General features: G+C 69.6%; 17 protein-coding genes and 1 pseudogene. 11 read left to right on the top strand and 7 right to left on the bottom strand.

What is annotated here, in order from left to right:
• The first annotated feature begins 145 nt into the window (after positions 1-145).
• From ABFB10_RS00320 to ABFB10_RS00280, 10 genes and pseudogenes are all read left to right on the top strand, one after another.
• On the top strand, positions 146-1372 hold the full coding sequence (locus tag ABFB10_RS00320) for an alanine racemase (RefSeq protein WP_347164856.1): 1227 nt from the start codon (positions 146-148) through the stop codon (positions 1370-1372).
• A gap of 146 nt (positions 1373-1518) precedes the next feature.
• A complete protein-coding gene (locus ABFB10_RS00315) occupies positions 1519-2187 on the top strand; it encodes an amino acid ABC transporter permease (RefSeq protein WP_347164855.1) in 669 nt (222 codons plus the stop codon).
• 127 nt (positions 2188-2314) lie between these two features.
• Positions 2315-2842: pseudogene (locus ABFB10_RS00310) on the top strand (amino acid ABC transporter permease); the annotation flags it as partial.
• A complete protein-coding gene (locus tag ABFB10_RS23870; RefSeq protein ID WP_430522971.1) occupies positions 2829-3338 on the top strand; it encodes an ATP-binding cassette domain-containing protein in 510 nt (169 codons plus the stop codon). The pseudogene ABFB10_RS00310 and the gene ABFB10_RS23870, both read left to right, overlap by 14 nt.
• Positions 3244-3558 carry an ATP-binding cassette domain-containing protein gene (locus ABFB10_RS23865; protein ID WP_430522977.1) on the top strand — a complete coding sequence of 105 codons (315 nt, stop codon included), beginning with the start codon at positions 3244-3246 and terminating at the stop codon, positions 3556-3558. Before ABFB10_RS23870 ends, ABFB10_RS23865 begins: the two co-directional genes overlap by 95 nt.
• Positions 3559-3573: 15 nt before the next feature.
• A complete protein-coding gene (locus tag ABFB10_RS00300) occupies positions 3574-3720 on the top strand; it encodes a hypothetical protein (protein WP_347164853.1) in 147 nt (48 codons plus the stop codon).
• A complete protein-coding gene (locus ABFB10_RS00295) occupies positions 3650-4351 on the top strand; it encodes a transporter substrate-binding domain-containing protein (protein ID WP_347164852.1) in 702 nt (233 codons plus the stop codon). The genes ABFB10_RS00300 and ABFB10_RS00295 overlap by 71 nt, the downstream gene beginning before the upstream one ends.
• A 69-nt stretch (positions 4352-4420) precedes the next feature.
• On the top strand, positions 4421-5440 hold the full coding sequence (locus tag ABFB10_RS00290; RefSeq protein ID WP_347164851.1) for a M14 family metallopeptidase: 1020 nt from the start codon (positions 4421-4423) through the stop codon (positions 5438-5440).
• A gap of 3 nt (positions 5441-5443) precedes the next feature.
• Positions 5444-6130, top strand: coding sequence for a LacI family DNA-binding transcriptional regulator (locus ABFB10_RS00285; protein WP_347164850.1), 687 nt, complete (start codon positions 5444-5446; stop codon positions 6128-6130).
• Positions 6131-6132: 2 nt separating this feature from the next.
• Positions 6133-6495: a substrate-binding domain-containing protein gene (locus tag ABFB10_RS00280; RefSeq protein ID WP_347164849.1), complete on the top strand. Its 363-nt coding sequence runs from the start codon at positions 6133-6135 to the stop codon at positions 6493-6495.
• Positions 6496-6868: 373 nt separating this feature from the next.
• Here the strand turns inward: ABFB10_RS00280 and ABFB10_RS00275 are convergent, their stop codons facing one another.
• From ABFB10_RS00275 to ABFB10_RS00255, 5 genes are read right to left on the bottom strand one after another with little or no spacing between them, the layout of a single operon-like run.
• Positions 6869-7846 carry a glycosyltransferase family 4 protein gene (locus ABFB10_RS00275; protein WP_347164848.1) on the bottom strand — a complete coding sequence of 326 codons (978 nt, stop codon included), beginning with the start codon at positions 7844-7846 and terminating at the stop codon, positions 6869-6871.
• Entirely contained in the window at positions 7777-8859 is a 1083-nt protein-coding gene (locus ABFB10_RS00270) for a glycosyltransferase family 2 protein (RefSeq protein ID WP_347164847.1), read from the bottom strand. Before ABFB10_RS00270 ends, ABFB10_RS00275 begins: the two co-directional genes overlap by 70 nt.
• 12 nt (positions 8860-8871) lie before the next feature.
• Complete coding sequence (locus tag ABFB10_RS00265; protein ID WP_347164846.1) at positions 8872-9042, bottom strand: hypothetical protein; 171 nt, start codon at positions 9040-9042, stop codon at positions 8872-8874.
• Between the two features lie 11 nt (positions 9043-9053).
• Complete coding sequence (locus ABFB10_RS00260; protein ID WP_347164845.1) at positions 9054-9794, bottom strand: glycosyltransferase family 2 protein; 741 nt, start codon at positions 9792-9794, stop codon at positions 9054-9056.
• Positions 9795-9797: 3 nt separating this feature from the next.
• Entirely contained in the window at positions 9798-11024 is a 1227-nt protein-coding gene (locus ABFB10_RS00255; protein ID WP_347164844.1) for an oligosaccharide flippase family protein, read from the bottom strand.
• 400 nt (positions 11025-11424) lie between these two features.
• On the opposite strand from ABFB10_RS00255, the gene ABFB10_RS00250 reads away from it, so the two are divergent.
• Complete coding sequence (locus tag ABFB10_RS00250; RefSeq protein ID WP_347164843.1) at positions 11425-12507, top strand: polysaccharide biosynthesis/export family protein; 1083 nt, start codon at positions 11425-11427, stop codon at positions 12505-12507.
• Here the strand turns inward: ABFB10_RS00250 and ABFB10_RS00245 are convergent.
• On the bottom strand, positions 12496-12747 hold the full coding sequence (locus tag ABFB10_RS00245; protein ID WP_347164842.1) for a hypothetical protein: 252 nt from the start codon (positions 12745-12747) through the stop codon (positions 12496-12498). The genes ABFB10_RS00250 and ABFB10_RS00245 overlap by 12 nt on opposite strands.
• Positions 12747-13796, bottom strand: a complete 1050-nt coding sequence (locus ABFB10_RS00240; RefSeq protein ID WP_347164841.1) for an ATP-binding protein — start codon at positions 13794-13796, stop codon at positions 12747-12749. The genes ABFB10_RS00245 and ABFB10_RS00240 overlap by 1 nt, the downstream gene beginning before the upstream one ends.
• Positions 13797-13884 lie beyond the last annotated feature (88 nt).

The raw sequence follows: 13884 nt of genomic DNA, 5'->3' as shown, positions 1-13884 counted from the left end.
CATGCGGGGTAGCCGGGATTCGCCGAATTGTCCATTATAGCGTAACGTACTTCGGATATTCCGCGCTGTATCTGGCCAATCTTCCCTTGAAGCGTCATCTTTCCAGAAATACGACCGCTATAACGAACATGTACAGGAGTCGCCCATGTCCATCCCCCTCGACGCCACCCTGCGCGGCTTTCCCACCGGCGGCAGTGCCGATGAGGCGACCGGCGGCACCCATTTCCCGGCGGACGGCGCGTTGCAGTTGCCGATGATCACCCTTGACGGTCCGGGCTTCGACGCGAACACGCGGCTGATGATGGATCACGTGGCAGGTTACGGCGCAAAGCTTGCACCCCATGCCAAGACTCCGATGGCGCCGCTGCTGGCGCAGCGCCTGCTGGACGCGGGCGCACTGGGGGCCACGGTGGCCGATATCCGGCAGGCGGCGGTTCTGCTCGACGCCGGGATCACGCGGCTGATCCTCGCCAATGGCATCGGCGGTGCGGCGGCGGCGCGGCGTCTCGCGGCGCTTCTGAAGGGCTACCCGGGCGCCGAATTCCACATCTTCGTCGACAGTGCCGAGACCTACGAGGCGCTTTGCGCCGCATGGGACGAGACGCTGCCGCCGCTTGGCCTGCTGGTCGAGATCGGCACCGACCGTGGCGGGATCCGTCGCGACGAGGACGCGCTGGCGCTGGCGCGGCGCATCCTGTCCGAGGGCAGGCTGGGCCTGTCCGGGCTTGCCGCCTACGAGGGCGCCAGCGCGGTGGCGGACCCGGTCGAAAGCCAGCGCCGCATCGATGCGTTGCTGATCCGCAGCAAGGCTCTGTTCGCGCAGATCCGCGAGGCTGCCGGTCCCGAGGCGCCGCTGATGCTGTCGGTGGGCGGCTCGGCCTGGTTCGACCGGGTGCTGGCGCTGCTGGGCGATCTGGCGCAGGCCCCGAACACCGATCTGGTGCTGCGCTCCGGCGCGCTCTACTTCCACGACCACGGCGTCTACGAACGCGGCCTTGCGGACATGCAGAAGCGCGGCGGCCACCTCGAGGGCGCCTTCATCCCGACCCTGCGGCTCTGGGCCGAGGTGCTCTCGACCCCCGAAGAGGGGCTTGCGATCTGCGGCATGGGTCTGCGCGACGTGGCCATCGATCAGGATCTGCCGATCGCGCTGCGCCTTTGGCGGGATGGCGTGCCGGTTGCGGATATCGGCGTCACGGTGACGAAGCTGAACGACCAGCACGCCTTCCTGCATCACGCGGGGCTACGCCCGGGCGACGTGATCGAATTCGGCATCTCGCACCCCTGCACCTGCATCGACCGTCACAGCGTGCTCTGGGAGCTGGACGCAGCGGGACGCGTGGTCGCCGCCATCAAGACCCGCTTCGGCTGACGGCCCGGAAATCGGGCACTGCGTGGCGCCGGGAGAGAATCCCGGCGCCATTTTCATGTTTTCGGGAAAATGATGTTGACAACGTTACCATGGATGATTTTTGTGTCGCACAATGATGACAACGTTACCATAGACCCCACTCACCCATGACCAATCTGAATTTTCGACCACTCTGGCGCTACGAGGATGCGTGGTGGGAGGGCGTCATCACAACGCTCGAACTCACCGCCCTTGCGGTGCTGGGAGGGCTGGCACTTGGCCTGCTGGGCGCGCGGGCGCTGCGCTCGGGCCATCCCGTCGCGACCCGCATCACGCGCGGCTATGTCGAGGTGATCCGCAACACTCCGGCGCTGATCCAGATCTTCCTGATCTTCTTCGTGCTGCCCGGGCTTGGCCTGCGCCTGCCGCCCTTTCCCGCCGCCGCCATCGCCCTGTCGATCTACTTCGGCGCCTACATGACCGAGATCTTCCGCTCGGGGCTCGATTCGATCCCCAAGAGCCAGATCGAGGCGGGCGCCTGCCTGGGCCTCAGCCGCTGGCAGCTGTTCCGCCATGTCGTGCTGCCGCCGGCGCTGCGCAATATCTACCCCTCGATGACCTCGCAGTTCGTGCTGCTGATGCTGGGCACCTCGCTGGCCTCGCAGGTCTCGGTGGACGAGCTGTTCCACGCCGCGGGCTTCATCGACAGCCGCACCTATCGCAGCTTCGAGGTCTACGCGCTGGCCTGCGCCATCTACCTCGGCATGGCGATCTTCTTCCGCCTCGCCTTTGCCGGGATCGGCAAGCTGGCCTTCCGCTGGCCCGAGGGGCGCTGAGACATGAGACAGTTTTCCCCCGCCGATATCCTTGCCCTGATCGAGGGGTTGAAATGGACGCTGCTGCTGGTGGCGCTGACCCTGGCCTTCGGCGGCCCGCTGGCGCTGCTGGTCAGCCTCGGCGCGCTCGGCCCGCGCGAAGGCGCCGCGCTGGATCGCCTGGGCCTATATCGAGATGCTGCAGGGCATCCCGCTGCTTGGCCTGCTGATGTTCTTCTACTTCGGCCTGCCGGTCTTCCTGAACATCGAGCTGCCCGCTCTGGTCGCGGTGGCGCTGGCCTATGCGCTTTATACCGGGGCCTTCCTCGGCGAGATCTGGCGCGGCGGCATCGCCGCTGTGCGCCAGGCGCAATGGGAGGCGGCGGACTGCCTCGGGCTGAGCCGCCGTCACGTGTTCATCCATGTCATCGCGCCGCAGGCGCTGCGCATCGCGCTGCCCGCAACGGTCGGCTTCCTCGTGCAGCTCATCAAGAACACCTCGCTGGCCTCGGTGGTCGGCTTCGTCGAACTGGCCCGCGCAGGCCAGATCGTGATCGCGGGCACCTTCCAGCCCCTGCTGACCTACAGCCTGGTGGCGGTCGTCTACTTTGCCCTTTGTTATCCACTGACCCGCTGGTCCCGCAGCCCGGAGGCCCGTTTCAATGGCGCTGGTTGAGATCGAAAACATCCGCAAGAATTTCGGCGCGCTCGAGGTGCTCAAGGGCATCGACCTGACCATCGAGCAGGGCGAGATCGTCACCATCATCGGCCAGTCCGGCTCGGGAAAGTCGACGCTGCTGCGCTGCATCAACGCGCTCGAGGAAACCTCGGGCGGCGAGATCCGCATCGGCGGGCAGCGCATGGCGATGGACATGCCGAACCTGCGCGAGATGCGCCAGACCGTCGGCATCGTCTTCCAGTGCGTTCAACCTCTTTCCCCACATGACCATCGAGCGCAACGTGACGCTGGCCCCGGTGCTGACCGGCAAGATCACCAAGGCCGAGGCCCCCGCGCTGGCCGAAGAGGTGCTGTCGCGCGTCGGCCTCGCCGACAAGCGCAGGGCCTATCCCGGCCAGCTGTCCGGCGGGCAGCAGCAGCGCGTCGCGATTGCCCGCTGCCTTGCCATGCGCCCGCAGCTGATGCTGTTCGACGAGGTGACCTCGGCGCTTGACCCGCAGCTGGTGGGCGAGGTGCTGAAGGTCATGGAGGACATGGCGCGGCTGGGGATGACCATGATCCTCGTGACCCACGAGATGGGTTTTGCCCGCAATGTCGCCAATCGCATCGTCTTCATGCACCAGGGCCGCGTCTGGGAACAGGGCCCGCCCGCAGAGCTGTTTGCCAACCCGCAAACCCCCGAGCTGCAAGCCTTTCTTGCGGCCTCTCACTAAAAAAGGACCAACAGGATGATCCGGAACTTCATTGCCGCCGCGCTGGCGGCCGCCAGCCTCGCCGCGCCTGCGCAGGCCGACAGGCTTCAGGATGTACTCGACAACGGCACGCTGCGCGTCGGCGTGCTGCTGGACGCCGCGCCACTGGGGCTTCACCGATGACAGCGGTGCCGAGACCGGCCTCGACGTCGAACTGGCAAAGCTCATGGCGAAGGATCTGAACGCCGAGCTGGAACTGGTGCCGCTGACCGGCCAGAGCCGGATTCCCTCGCTGCTGTCGGGCAAGGTCGACCTGCTGATCGCCGCCGCCGGGGCCACGCCCGAGCGGGCCCAGATGGTGATGTTCTCGCAGCCCTATGCCGCCGTGACGCTGGGCGTCTATGGCGCGGCAGATGCGCCGACCTTCGACGCCCCCGGCGATCTCGAAGGCGCGCGGGTGGCCGTGGCCAAGGGCTCGACCCTCGACACCTGGCTCACCGACAACGCGCCGGGCATCCAGCTGTCGCGCTTCGAGGACACCCCCGCCGCCATCGCCGCCTTCCTCGCGGGGCAGGTCGATTACTTCGCCGAGAACAGCGCCATCGCGCTCAAGGTGGGGCAGGACAACCCCGGCCACGACGTCGCGCTGGCCTTCCAGATCCGGCAATCCCCTGCCCATGCCGCCGTGGCGCAGGGCGAGCAGAACTTCCTCAACTGGATCAACACCTTCTTGTTCTTCCACCGGATGAGCGGAGACCTGGGTGACCTGCAGGAAACCTTCTTCGGAGAGCGGCAGGAGCTGCCCAACCTCTGACCCTTGCCCGACTGCCGCGGGCATGACCCTGCCCGCGGCGCTTTCTCTTCCCAAGATACAGGCCCATCCATGCATACCGGCGTCCACGTCGCCCTCGACTTCAATCGGGTCGGGTTCCAGTCCGACCATCTGGTGATGCCGGTGTCCGTCGACCGCTCGCCCTACTGGCAGGCGCGCATCCCGGTGTTCCGCGTGCGCGGCACCGACGGGCCGTCGGTGCTGCTGATGGCCGGCAACCACGGCGACGAATACGAGGGCTGCATGGCGCTCACCCGCATCCTGCCGCTGTTGAAGAGCGCAGAGGAGGCCGGGCGGCTGAAGGGGGCGGTCACGGTGCTGCCCTACGTCAACCTTCCGGCGGTGATGGCGGCGCGGCGCTGCTCGCCGCTCGACGGCGGCAACCTCAACCGGGCCTTTCCCGGCGATCCGGCGGGCGGGCCGACGCAGCGCATCGCCCATTGTCTCGAACAGGATCTTTTCCCGAAGCACGATATCGTCTTCGACCTGCATTCGGGCGGCACCTCGATGGCGCATCTGCCGACCGGGCTGATCGAGGAATACGCGGACCCCGCGAAACAGGCCGAGGCCGAGCGGCTGCTGTCGGCCATGGCGATGCCCTATGCCTTCATCGCCCGGAACGGCGCCGAGGCGCCGACCTCGATGGCGGGCGCGATCCGGGCCGGGGCCATCGCGATCAGCGGCGAATTCGGCGGCGGCGCGTCCCTGACCCCGCAGAGCGTCGCGCTTACGGCGCAGGCGATCAACGGCGTGCTCATGGCGGCGGGTCTGCTCGACGCGCCGCTGCTGCCAAGCACGGCGACGCCCCACCGGACCGTCTTCCTGACGCTCAACGAATACGAACAGGCGATCTATGCCCCGCATCGCGGCTGGTTCGAACCCGCCGTCGAGATCGGCGACACGGTGCGCCCCGGCGACCTCGCCGGTCATTTCGCCGATTTCGAGCGTCCGCTCGATCCGCCCGTGGCCCTGCATGTGGCGCGAGCGGGGGTGGTCATGTCGCGCCGCCTGCACGTCGATTGCCTGCCCGGGGACTGCTTGCTACAGGTTGGAAAATTTGCAGACAGGTAAGCCATGACCCCGCCCCGCCCCGATGCCGTGCTGCGCATCCCGCGCACGGCGCAGAGCCCTGCCCCCTCGGGCAAGGTCGGGCTGAAGGATGTGGCAAAGCTGGCTGGCGTCGCGCCGATCACCGTTAGCCGGGCGCTGAGCGACCCCGCCAAGGTCAGCGCGGACAAGCGCGGGCGCATCGAGGCGGCCATGAAGGCGACGGGCTACCAGCGCGACGCCATGGCCTCGGCGCTGCGGTCGGGGCGGTCGAGGATCGTCGTCGCCTACCAGTCGAACATGCTCAGCTCGGAGTTCAGCCGGGCGCTGCGTGCCTGCGCCGGGGTTCTCGAGACGGCGGGCTACCAGTTCCTGATCGGCCAGACCGGCTATTCTTACGAGCGCGAGGCGGCGGCGATCCAGTCGCTGAGCCAGCTGCGTCCGGCGGCGGTGCTGTTCACCGGCGTCATCGAGATGGAGGACAACCGCGACCGGCTGCGGGCGCTCGGCGTGCCGATCCTTGAAACATGGGCCTGGCCGCCCGATCCCATCGACATGCTGGTCGGCTTCTCGAACACCGACGCGGGCCGCATGGCGGCAGAGCATCTGGCCCGTCAGGGCCATCGCCGCGTCGCGGTGATCGGTACCGTGCAACCGGGCGCGGTGCGCTGCGTCACGCGGGCTTTGCCAGCGCCTGCGCCGAGCTTGGCCTGACCGTGGCCGAGACGCTGCATGCCGAGCCGCTGGAGGGCACCGGCGCGGGCAGCGCGGCGCTTGCCGGGCTGCTGGACCGGGCAACCGATATCGACGCGGTGTTCTTTTCCAACAGCGTGCTGGCCATCGGCGGCCTTTACGAGGCCCTGCGCCGGGGACTGGACCTGCCGCGCGAGCTGGCCATCGTCGGCTTCGGCCACCACGAGGATGCGGGCAACGTCGGCCCCGGCCTCACGACGGTGGGGATCGACACCACCCGGCTTGGCCGGACCGCGGGCGAATTGCTGCTGGCGCGGCTCGGCGGCGAACAGGGGCTGGTCCGGCACGCGATGGTGCCGACGCTTTGCCCGCGCGGCTCTGGCTGACGGTCGGGCCTCTGGACGCCGGACCGGGCCGCGCGTCCGGGACCGTTGCATTCCCTGACGAAGGCGGCATTTCCGTTCCGACGCCGCGGCTGGTCCCGCGGCAGGCGCAGACGGTTGATCCATGCTTTCAGCCGCTCGTCCGACGCCTTGTCTCGGCGACGGGATGGACCCGCGTTCGAGTCTCGATCCGGTCCGAATCTTCGGTCCGGGCTTGCGGTGGGCCGGGTCGGCTGTGAAGCGGTCCGGCTGTGAAGCTCCGGCCTTGCCGGCGCAAACCCGGGGCTTGATGCGCACAGCCCCGGGGGCGGCGGTTGATCAGGACGATCAGCCAGCGGTGTCCCCGGTGGCTCTGAACGGACGCGCGGTCAAGCGGTCATGCGGCCATGGCCGTCGGTTGCAGGATGTCGTCCATCAGGCGCAGCCAGCCATCGCAGCACGGGTCGAAGGCGGCGGGCGGCGGCACTGCGGGCAGGGGGTCGTTCAGGCAGGCGGTCAGCGCCCCGGCCCAGTCCTGCGGCGTGGAACCCCGGACAAATCGGGCGCCCGCCCCGCTTTCGCGCAGGCCGTCCACATCCGCGCAAACCAGCCCCCGGCCTGCCGCGCGGGCCTCCAGCGCGACAAGCCCGAAGGCCTCCCACCGCGAGGGCATGGCGACCAGATCGACCCCGCCATAGGCGGCGGCGGGCGAGGCCGCGTGGCCGAAGAAGCGGATGCGCGTGTCTCCCGCAGCGCGGGCGGCGAGGTCTGCGGCTTCTGGCCCGGTGCCGTGGATGTGCAGGGCGATGTCGGGATCGGGCAGCATGCGGAAGGCCTCGATCAGGATGTCGAAGCCCTTCTGACGGTGCAGCCGGCCAATGGCGCCGATGACCCGGACGGGACCGCTTTGGCGCGGCACCGCGCGGAAGGGCGACAGGTCGACCGCCGAGGGGATGACCTGCAGCGACGGCGCGTCGACAAGGCCGCGCTTCTGCAGCCACCGCCCCTGCGCCTCGCTGACCGCGACGACACGGTCGAACAGCGAGAGCGACAGCCGCAGCATGGTGAAGAACCGGGCCCGGGCCGAGACGTTCAGGGCGGTGAAGGCCTCTGTGTAGCTGTGTTCGACATGGATCAGCGGAACCTGCGCGTGGCGCGCCCTGAACGCGATCAGCAACGGCAGCCGGCGCCAGGACAGGGACAGGTGCGAGACGATGACATCGGCCTGAACCGGCGGCAGGGGGCCGGTCGGGGACACGACCTGAACGCAGTGCTCGGCCCGGGCGGACAGCGCCGCGTTGGTCGTCACATGCTCGATGACGCGCATGACGCCGCCGGGGGTGGTGTCGTCGACAAGATGCAGGATGCGGGGCATGGGGTGTCTCCTCCGGTTGGCTGGTCAGGAACGGGCGGGGTTGCGCGCGGTGCGCAGGAAGGGAAGCGGGGCGGACCCCAGACGGCTACGGTGGCCGCGGCTGCAAGAAGGGTGACGGTGCTTTTCAGCGGCTCTTCGATCAGCGGGCGGCGCGACTGTGCCAGCGCGCGGCGCAGGAAGTCGCGGGCGACCGGCCCGTCCCCGGCAGAGACGGCGCGCCGCGCGAGGTAGCGCAGCTGGTAGGCGCGCGCGGCGGCTTCGTGACGCTCGAAGAAATCGGGCGCGGCGGGGCGCAACTTGGTGACCATCCGCTCCCACGAGGCCAGTTGCGCCTCGACATTGGCCGACAGGCCGCCGCCGCTGATGCGGTATTCCGTCAACAGTCCGGGAACGCCTTCGATCATCCAGTCCGTCGTCAGGCAAAGCCGCAGCCAGCATTCGATGTCCTCGGACTGGCGGAAGGTCTCGTCGAAGACCCAGTCCCGTTTGGGTTCGCTGGCCGGGCGCCATGCGATATCGGCCAGCGTCTCGCGCCGCATCACCGGGCTGGAGCCGTTGCCCACCGGGTTGCGCTTGAACACATGCGCCGGGGTGACGCCGTAGAGGCGCGGGCGCTGCGCGTGGCCGATGCGGGCGCCGCTGTCGTCGATCATGGCAGAGCCGGAGTAGCTGAGCCCCACCAGCGGCGCCTGGGCAAGGTGTTCGACATGCGCGGCCAGCTTTTCCGGCAGCCAGAGGTCATCGGCGTCGCAGAACCCGACAACCGTGCCGGTCGCAGCATGGATGCCGCTGTTGCGTGCCCCGGCCAGACCCCGGTTGCCCTGCCGGACCAGCCGGATGCGGGGGTCGGCCTCGGCAGCGCGGCTGGCAATCACGGCGGTGTCGTCGGTCGATCCGTCGTCCACGACGACAATCTCGAGGTCGCGGAAGGTCTGCGAGCGCAGCGACAGAAGCGTTGCGGGCAGGGTCCGGCTGGCATTGAAGGCGGGGACGACGATGGAGGCGTATGGCATGGGGGTGCTCCTTCAGCGGGAAAACAGAAAGCGGCGCAGGGCGCGGGGCAGAGCGGGATAGGCAAGGCCGCCGATCGCGGTGGCAAACCCGCGCCGGGGCGGGGTCAGGAATGCGGCGGCATCGGCTTTCAGCCCCTGGGTCACCAGGCTGCGCACCGTGGCGCAGTCGTGGCCCAGCCGCATGGCGCGGCGGGTCAGGTAGCGGATGTAGCGCGCCTCTGCGCGGGGGCGCTGTCATGGCCGTAGCGCCGCGCGGTGGCCACCACCTCGGTCCGGCTTTGCCGCATCGCGTCCAGATCCGAGGACAGGCCCCCGGCGCTTTGCCGGTACAGAACGTGGTCGCGGGCGATGCCCGTGACCCGGGCACCCTGTCCGGCCAGCGTCACGAGAAAGTCGAGGTCTTCGTTGTGGACCATGTCCGCGCGAAAGCCGCCCGCCGCGACGAAGGCCGCGCGCCGGAGCGAGAGGTTCGACAGGGTGCAGACCGGGTTCTCGGCCAGCAGCATGGGAATGGTCAGCGGCCCGGCGGGCACGGTCGAGCGGCTGGTGATGCAGGCCGGGTCCTCGGTGAAGAAACCGACCCGGTCGTAAACGGCATCCGCCTCGCCGCCAAGAAGGCTTTGGGCGACCTCGGCCAGCTTTTCCGGGGTCCAGAGATCATCCGCATCGAGGAAGCACAAGATATCCCCCCGCGCCAGCGTCAGCGCCCCGTGGTTGCGCGCGGCGCTTGGTCCCTTGCCGGGATTGCGCGCGACATGCAGGCGCGCATCATCGGCGGCTAGGGCCCCGGCGATGGGGAGGCTGCCGTCGGTGGACCCGTCGTCGACGAGGATGGCTTCCCAGTTGCGCCAGCCCCGGGCCTGGATCGAGCGGACCGTGGCGCTCAGGGTCCGGGCCGCGTTGTAGAGGGGCACGATGACAGAGATCAGGGGCATGGGTCAGGCCTTCTTGAAGACTTGCGGATAGGACAGGCTTAGCGCGGGGCGCGACAGCGCCAGCATCACGCCGCAGGCGGTGGCAAGGTGGGTCCAGGCCAGCGCCTCGAGGCCGAAGGGTGCCGCGCATGCGGTGCCTGCCAGCAGCGTGCCGGTCAGGATCGCCGTGCCGCGCAGTTCGGCCCCGGTGCGGCCCTCGGCCCGCAGCCAGCCGGCCGTCGCGGTCCAGATCATCGTCGGGATGGCGACGAGGCAGAGGATGGCGACCGGGGTGGCCAGGTCGGCGTGCTGTGCCCCCAGCAGCAGCGGCACGTACCAGGGCGCCAGCAGCGCCTGCGCCACAACCGCCGGGGCGATCAGGCTCAGCGACAGGCGCAGCCCGTCCCGCAGGGCGGTCGTGCGGCAGGATGCGCGGCAGAGGGTCGGAAAGAGAACCGCGGCAAAGGCGGCAGAGAAGGAGGTGGCAAGGCTGAGGCCCGCGTTGAAGGCCATGAAGTAGGCGCCCAGCAGTTCCGGGCCGAGAAGCGCGCCGACCACCAGCTTGTCGCCGTGCAGCCGCGCCGTCCGGATGACTTCGGTTCCCAGCACCGGGCCGCCGAAGCGCAGGAAGTCGGCGGTGGGCGCCAGACCGGCCTGCGGATCGGGGCGCCAGGGGTGCAGGCGCCGCATGGCCCAAAGCCAGAAGGGCGCGGTCAGCAGGCGCGGCAGGACCAGCGCAATCGCAGAGGGCCAGAGCACCGCCAGCCCGACGGACAGCAGGTTGGCGGTCACGGCCTGCGTCCCGGCAATGGCCGCGGTCCGCTTCAGCTTGCCCGCGCGCAGGGCGAGGCCGCAGTGCACCAGCCCGCCCGGCATGAACAGGTATTCCCCGGCGAGGACCAGCACCAGCGCCGCCAGCATGGCGTTGCCGGTGGCCAGCCACAGGATCAGGGCCAGCGCGGCCTGCACCGTGAAGAGACCCGAGCACCAGATCCAGTTCAGGCGGTGCGCGCGCTTGCAGGTGGCCTCCAGCGTCTCGGCGGGTGCCGCGATGATGCGCTGGCCGACACCGTTCTCGGTCAGGGATTTCAGCAGGTCGCCGGTGGCGAGCGCGGCGGCGGCCAGGCCGATCTCGGCAAGGTCGAGCGTGCGGGCGACGGCGATCACCACCCCCAGCCGGGACAGCTTCGTGGCGATCTCCGAGGCGCCGTAGGCCATCAGCTGGCCGAAGAGTGCGTTTGCGCGGGACACGGGTGGCGGGCTCCTGTTCGGGTTCGTTTAATCCATAGCCAAGCGGGTCACGGTCTGTCCCACACGCGGGGGGAGGGGCCGAAGCCGCCTTCGCCCCGCGACCTATCCGGATGGACAGGTGGCCCATCCGCTCCCGTGGAAGCCGTGCCGGGACGGTCGCGCTATGCATGTGTTCTGCATGTGCTATGCATGTGGTGACTCTCCGGAAGGACCCCTATGCGCATGACATTACAGCCCAGTTCCCTGCCGCTGCGCCGTGCGGCCCTTGTCACGACCGCGGTCTGCCTGTCGTTTCTGGCCGGGTGCGGGGCGGCTCCCACGCCCGAGAACATCGCGCCGGTCCGCACCGGCGGCGGCTTCCGAGGCGCAGTACCGCGATCCGCCGCGCCAGAGCGGCGAGATGCTGGTCTCGACCCGCATGAATGCGGAATCCTGCCGCCCCGGCGGTGGGGTCGGGGATGCCGGGGCTGGCAAGGGGGGCCTTGTGGCGCTCTCGCTGCGCGGGGAACGTCTGTCCCGCGACGACCTTCTCGACATCCGTGTCGGCGACGACGAGACCTTCAACGGCGATTACGTGATTTCCCGGGACGGGTTGCTGAAGATGCCCTTCCTGCCGCCGATCCCGGCGCAGGGGCGCACCACGAATGACATCGAGCAGGAGCTGGGTCGCCTGCTGCGGGAAGGCGGGTTCTACGACAGCACCCCGCGCCTGTCGGTCCGGTTGGTGGACATGGCCAGCGTCGCGGTCGCGGTCTCGGGCGCCGTCTTCGAGCCCCATTCGGTAGAGGTCGGGGTGCGCTCGGGGGCCGATATCGACCGCGCCCGGCAAGCGGCCATCGGCGCCTCGACCGAGGGCCGCAACCTCTCGACCGCCCTGCGCGCCGCCGGGGGCGTGCGCCCGGATGCCGACCTGTCGCGCATCGAGCTGCACAGGGCCGGGCACCGGCACATCCTCGACCTGCGCGGAGTCTTCCACGGGCGCCACGCCACGGACATCGTGCTTTTGGCCGGGGACGAGATCGTCGTGCCCAGCCGTCAGTGCTTTCAGGACGAGCTGATGCGCCCCGGACCGATCAGCCCGCCGGGCATCTCGCTGTTCCTGTCCAACCTCACGCAGCCCGCCACCGGCAATGCACCCTCGGCAATCGGGCGGGAGGTGCGCGAGGTGCCATATGGCACCCGGTTCATGCAGGCCGTGGTCAACACCAACTGCGTCGGCGGCGCGCGCGCCAGCAGCGCGCATCGCTCTGCCGTGCTGTTCACGCGCGACCCCCTGACCGGCGTCTCGGTGGTGATCGAGCGCAGCATCGAGGACCAGTTGCGCCGCGCCGACCGCGACGATTACGACCCCTACCTGCTGCCGGGGGACTCGATCGCCTGCTACGACAGCCGGGTCACGAACCTCGCCGAGATCGGCACGGGTGGTCGGCGGCGTCGCCGCGGCGGCCCTGCTGATCCCCTAGGCGGGCCCTCAGTCCCCTAGGGTCGGGTCGGGGTCCGTGTCGCGGGCGGCGCGGGCCTCTTCCATGGCCAGCGCCACGGCCTCGGCGTCGCCGCTTTCCGCCGCCATCTCGACGGTGACAAGCGCCGCGCGCAGCCCGGTCTGGCCAAAGGCCGCCGCGCTGCCGGCCACCCTGTGGGCCTGCTCCGCCAGATTGTCGAAGGGGGTGGCGGCCAGATCGAGGGCAAGGAGGGCATCGACCTCGGACTGGTAGCGCGCCATCAGGGCGGCCAGAGGCGAGGGCGGTGGTGCCGCCCCGGCGCCCTGCGGGGCGGCGTTGATTTCTGCCGCATGGGGCAGGGGGGCTGTCCGGGCGTTTCGGCTGGTGCCGCCGCCCCACCGTCCTTCAGGGGGGCAGAGGGCGCCGCCGAAGCGGGCGGCGGGGCCTGCGGGGCATAGCGGGCAATGACCCGGGCAAGGCTGTCCGGGGACAGCGGCTTGGCCAGAAAACCGGTCATCCCCGCGGCCACGAACCTGTCCCGTGCTTCGGGCAGGACATTGGCCGAGACCGCGATGATCGGGGTGGTCGCGTTCGGTCCCGCGCCCGCCCGGATGGCGCGCGTGGCGTCCAGCCCGTTCAGAACCGGCATTCGGACATCCATCAGGATCATGTCGAAGGGCTCTGCACCGGCCAGCGCCACCGCGGCCCGACCGTCCCGCGCCTCGGTGACGGAATGGCCAAGGCCGCGCAGCATGTGCCGGGCAAGGTCGAGGTTGATCTCGTTGTCTTCCACCAGAAGAATCCGGCAGGGTGCGGTGTCGGGGGGCGGCGCCTCTGGCCTGTCGGTGTCCGGCGCCGGTGCCTCTGCCGGGGTCACGGGGAAGCGCACCCAGAAGGCGCTGCCTTCGCCCGGCGTGCTTTCGACACCGATCTCGCCGCCCAGGGCCTGCATGAAGCGCCGCGCGATCCCGAGGCCAAGCCCGGTGCCGCCCACCGTGGACGCCTCGGCCCCGCCGATGGTGTGAAAGTCGTCGAAGACCTTGCCCAGCTCCTCTTCGGCGATGCCGATGCCGGTATCGATCACGCGGATCTCGACCATGGGCCGGGTGCCGTCTTCCGGCGGCAGGGTTTCGGCTTCGATCTGGATGCGCCCGTCGCGGGTGAACTTGATGGCATTGCCGACGAGGTTCACCAGCACCTGACGCAGCCGAGAGGCATCCACGCGCACCCATGTCAGGGCCGCGCCGGACCATTCCCAGCCGATGCGGTTGCCGCCCGCCATGGCGGCGCTGGCGCTGGGCGTCGACGATGTCCTGCAAAAGCTGGCCAAGGTGGACGGTGTCCTCCTGCGCCTTGACGGCCCCGGCCTCGAACCGGGCCACGTCGAGCACCGCGTCGACGTGATGCATCAGCAATGC

Source organism: Ponticoccus litoralis, from assembly GCF_039769985.1.
GTDB lineage: Bacteria > Pseudomonadota > Alphaproteobacteria > Rhodobacterales > Rhodobacteraceae > Ponticoccus > Ponticoccus litoralis.
The sequence above is the reverse complement of the archived record's forward strand: the minus strand, read 5'-3'. Positions and strand labels throughout refer to the sequence as shown.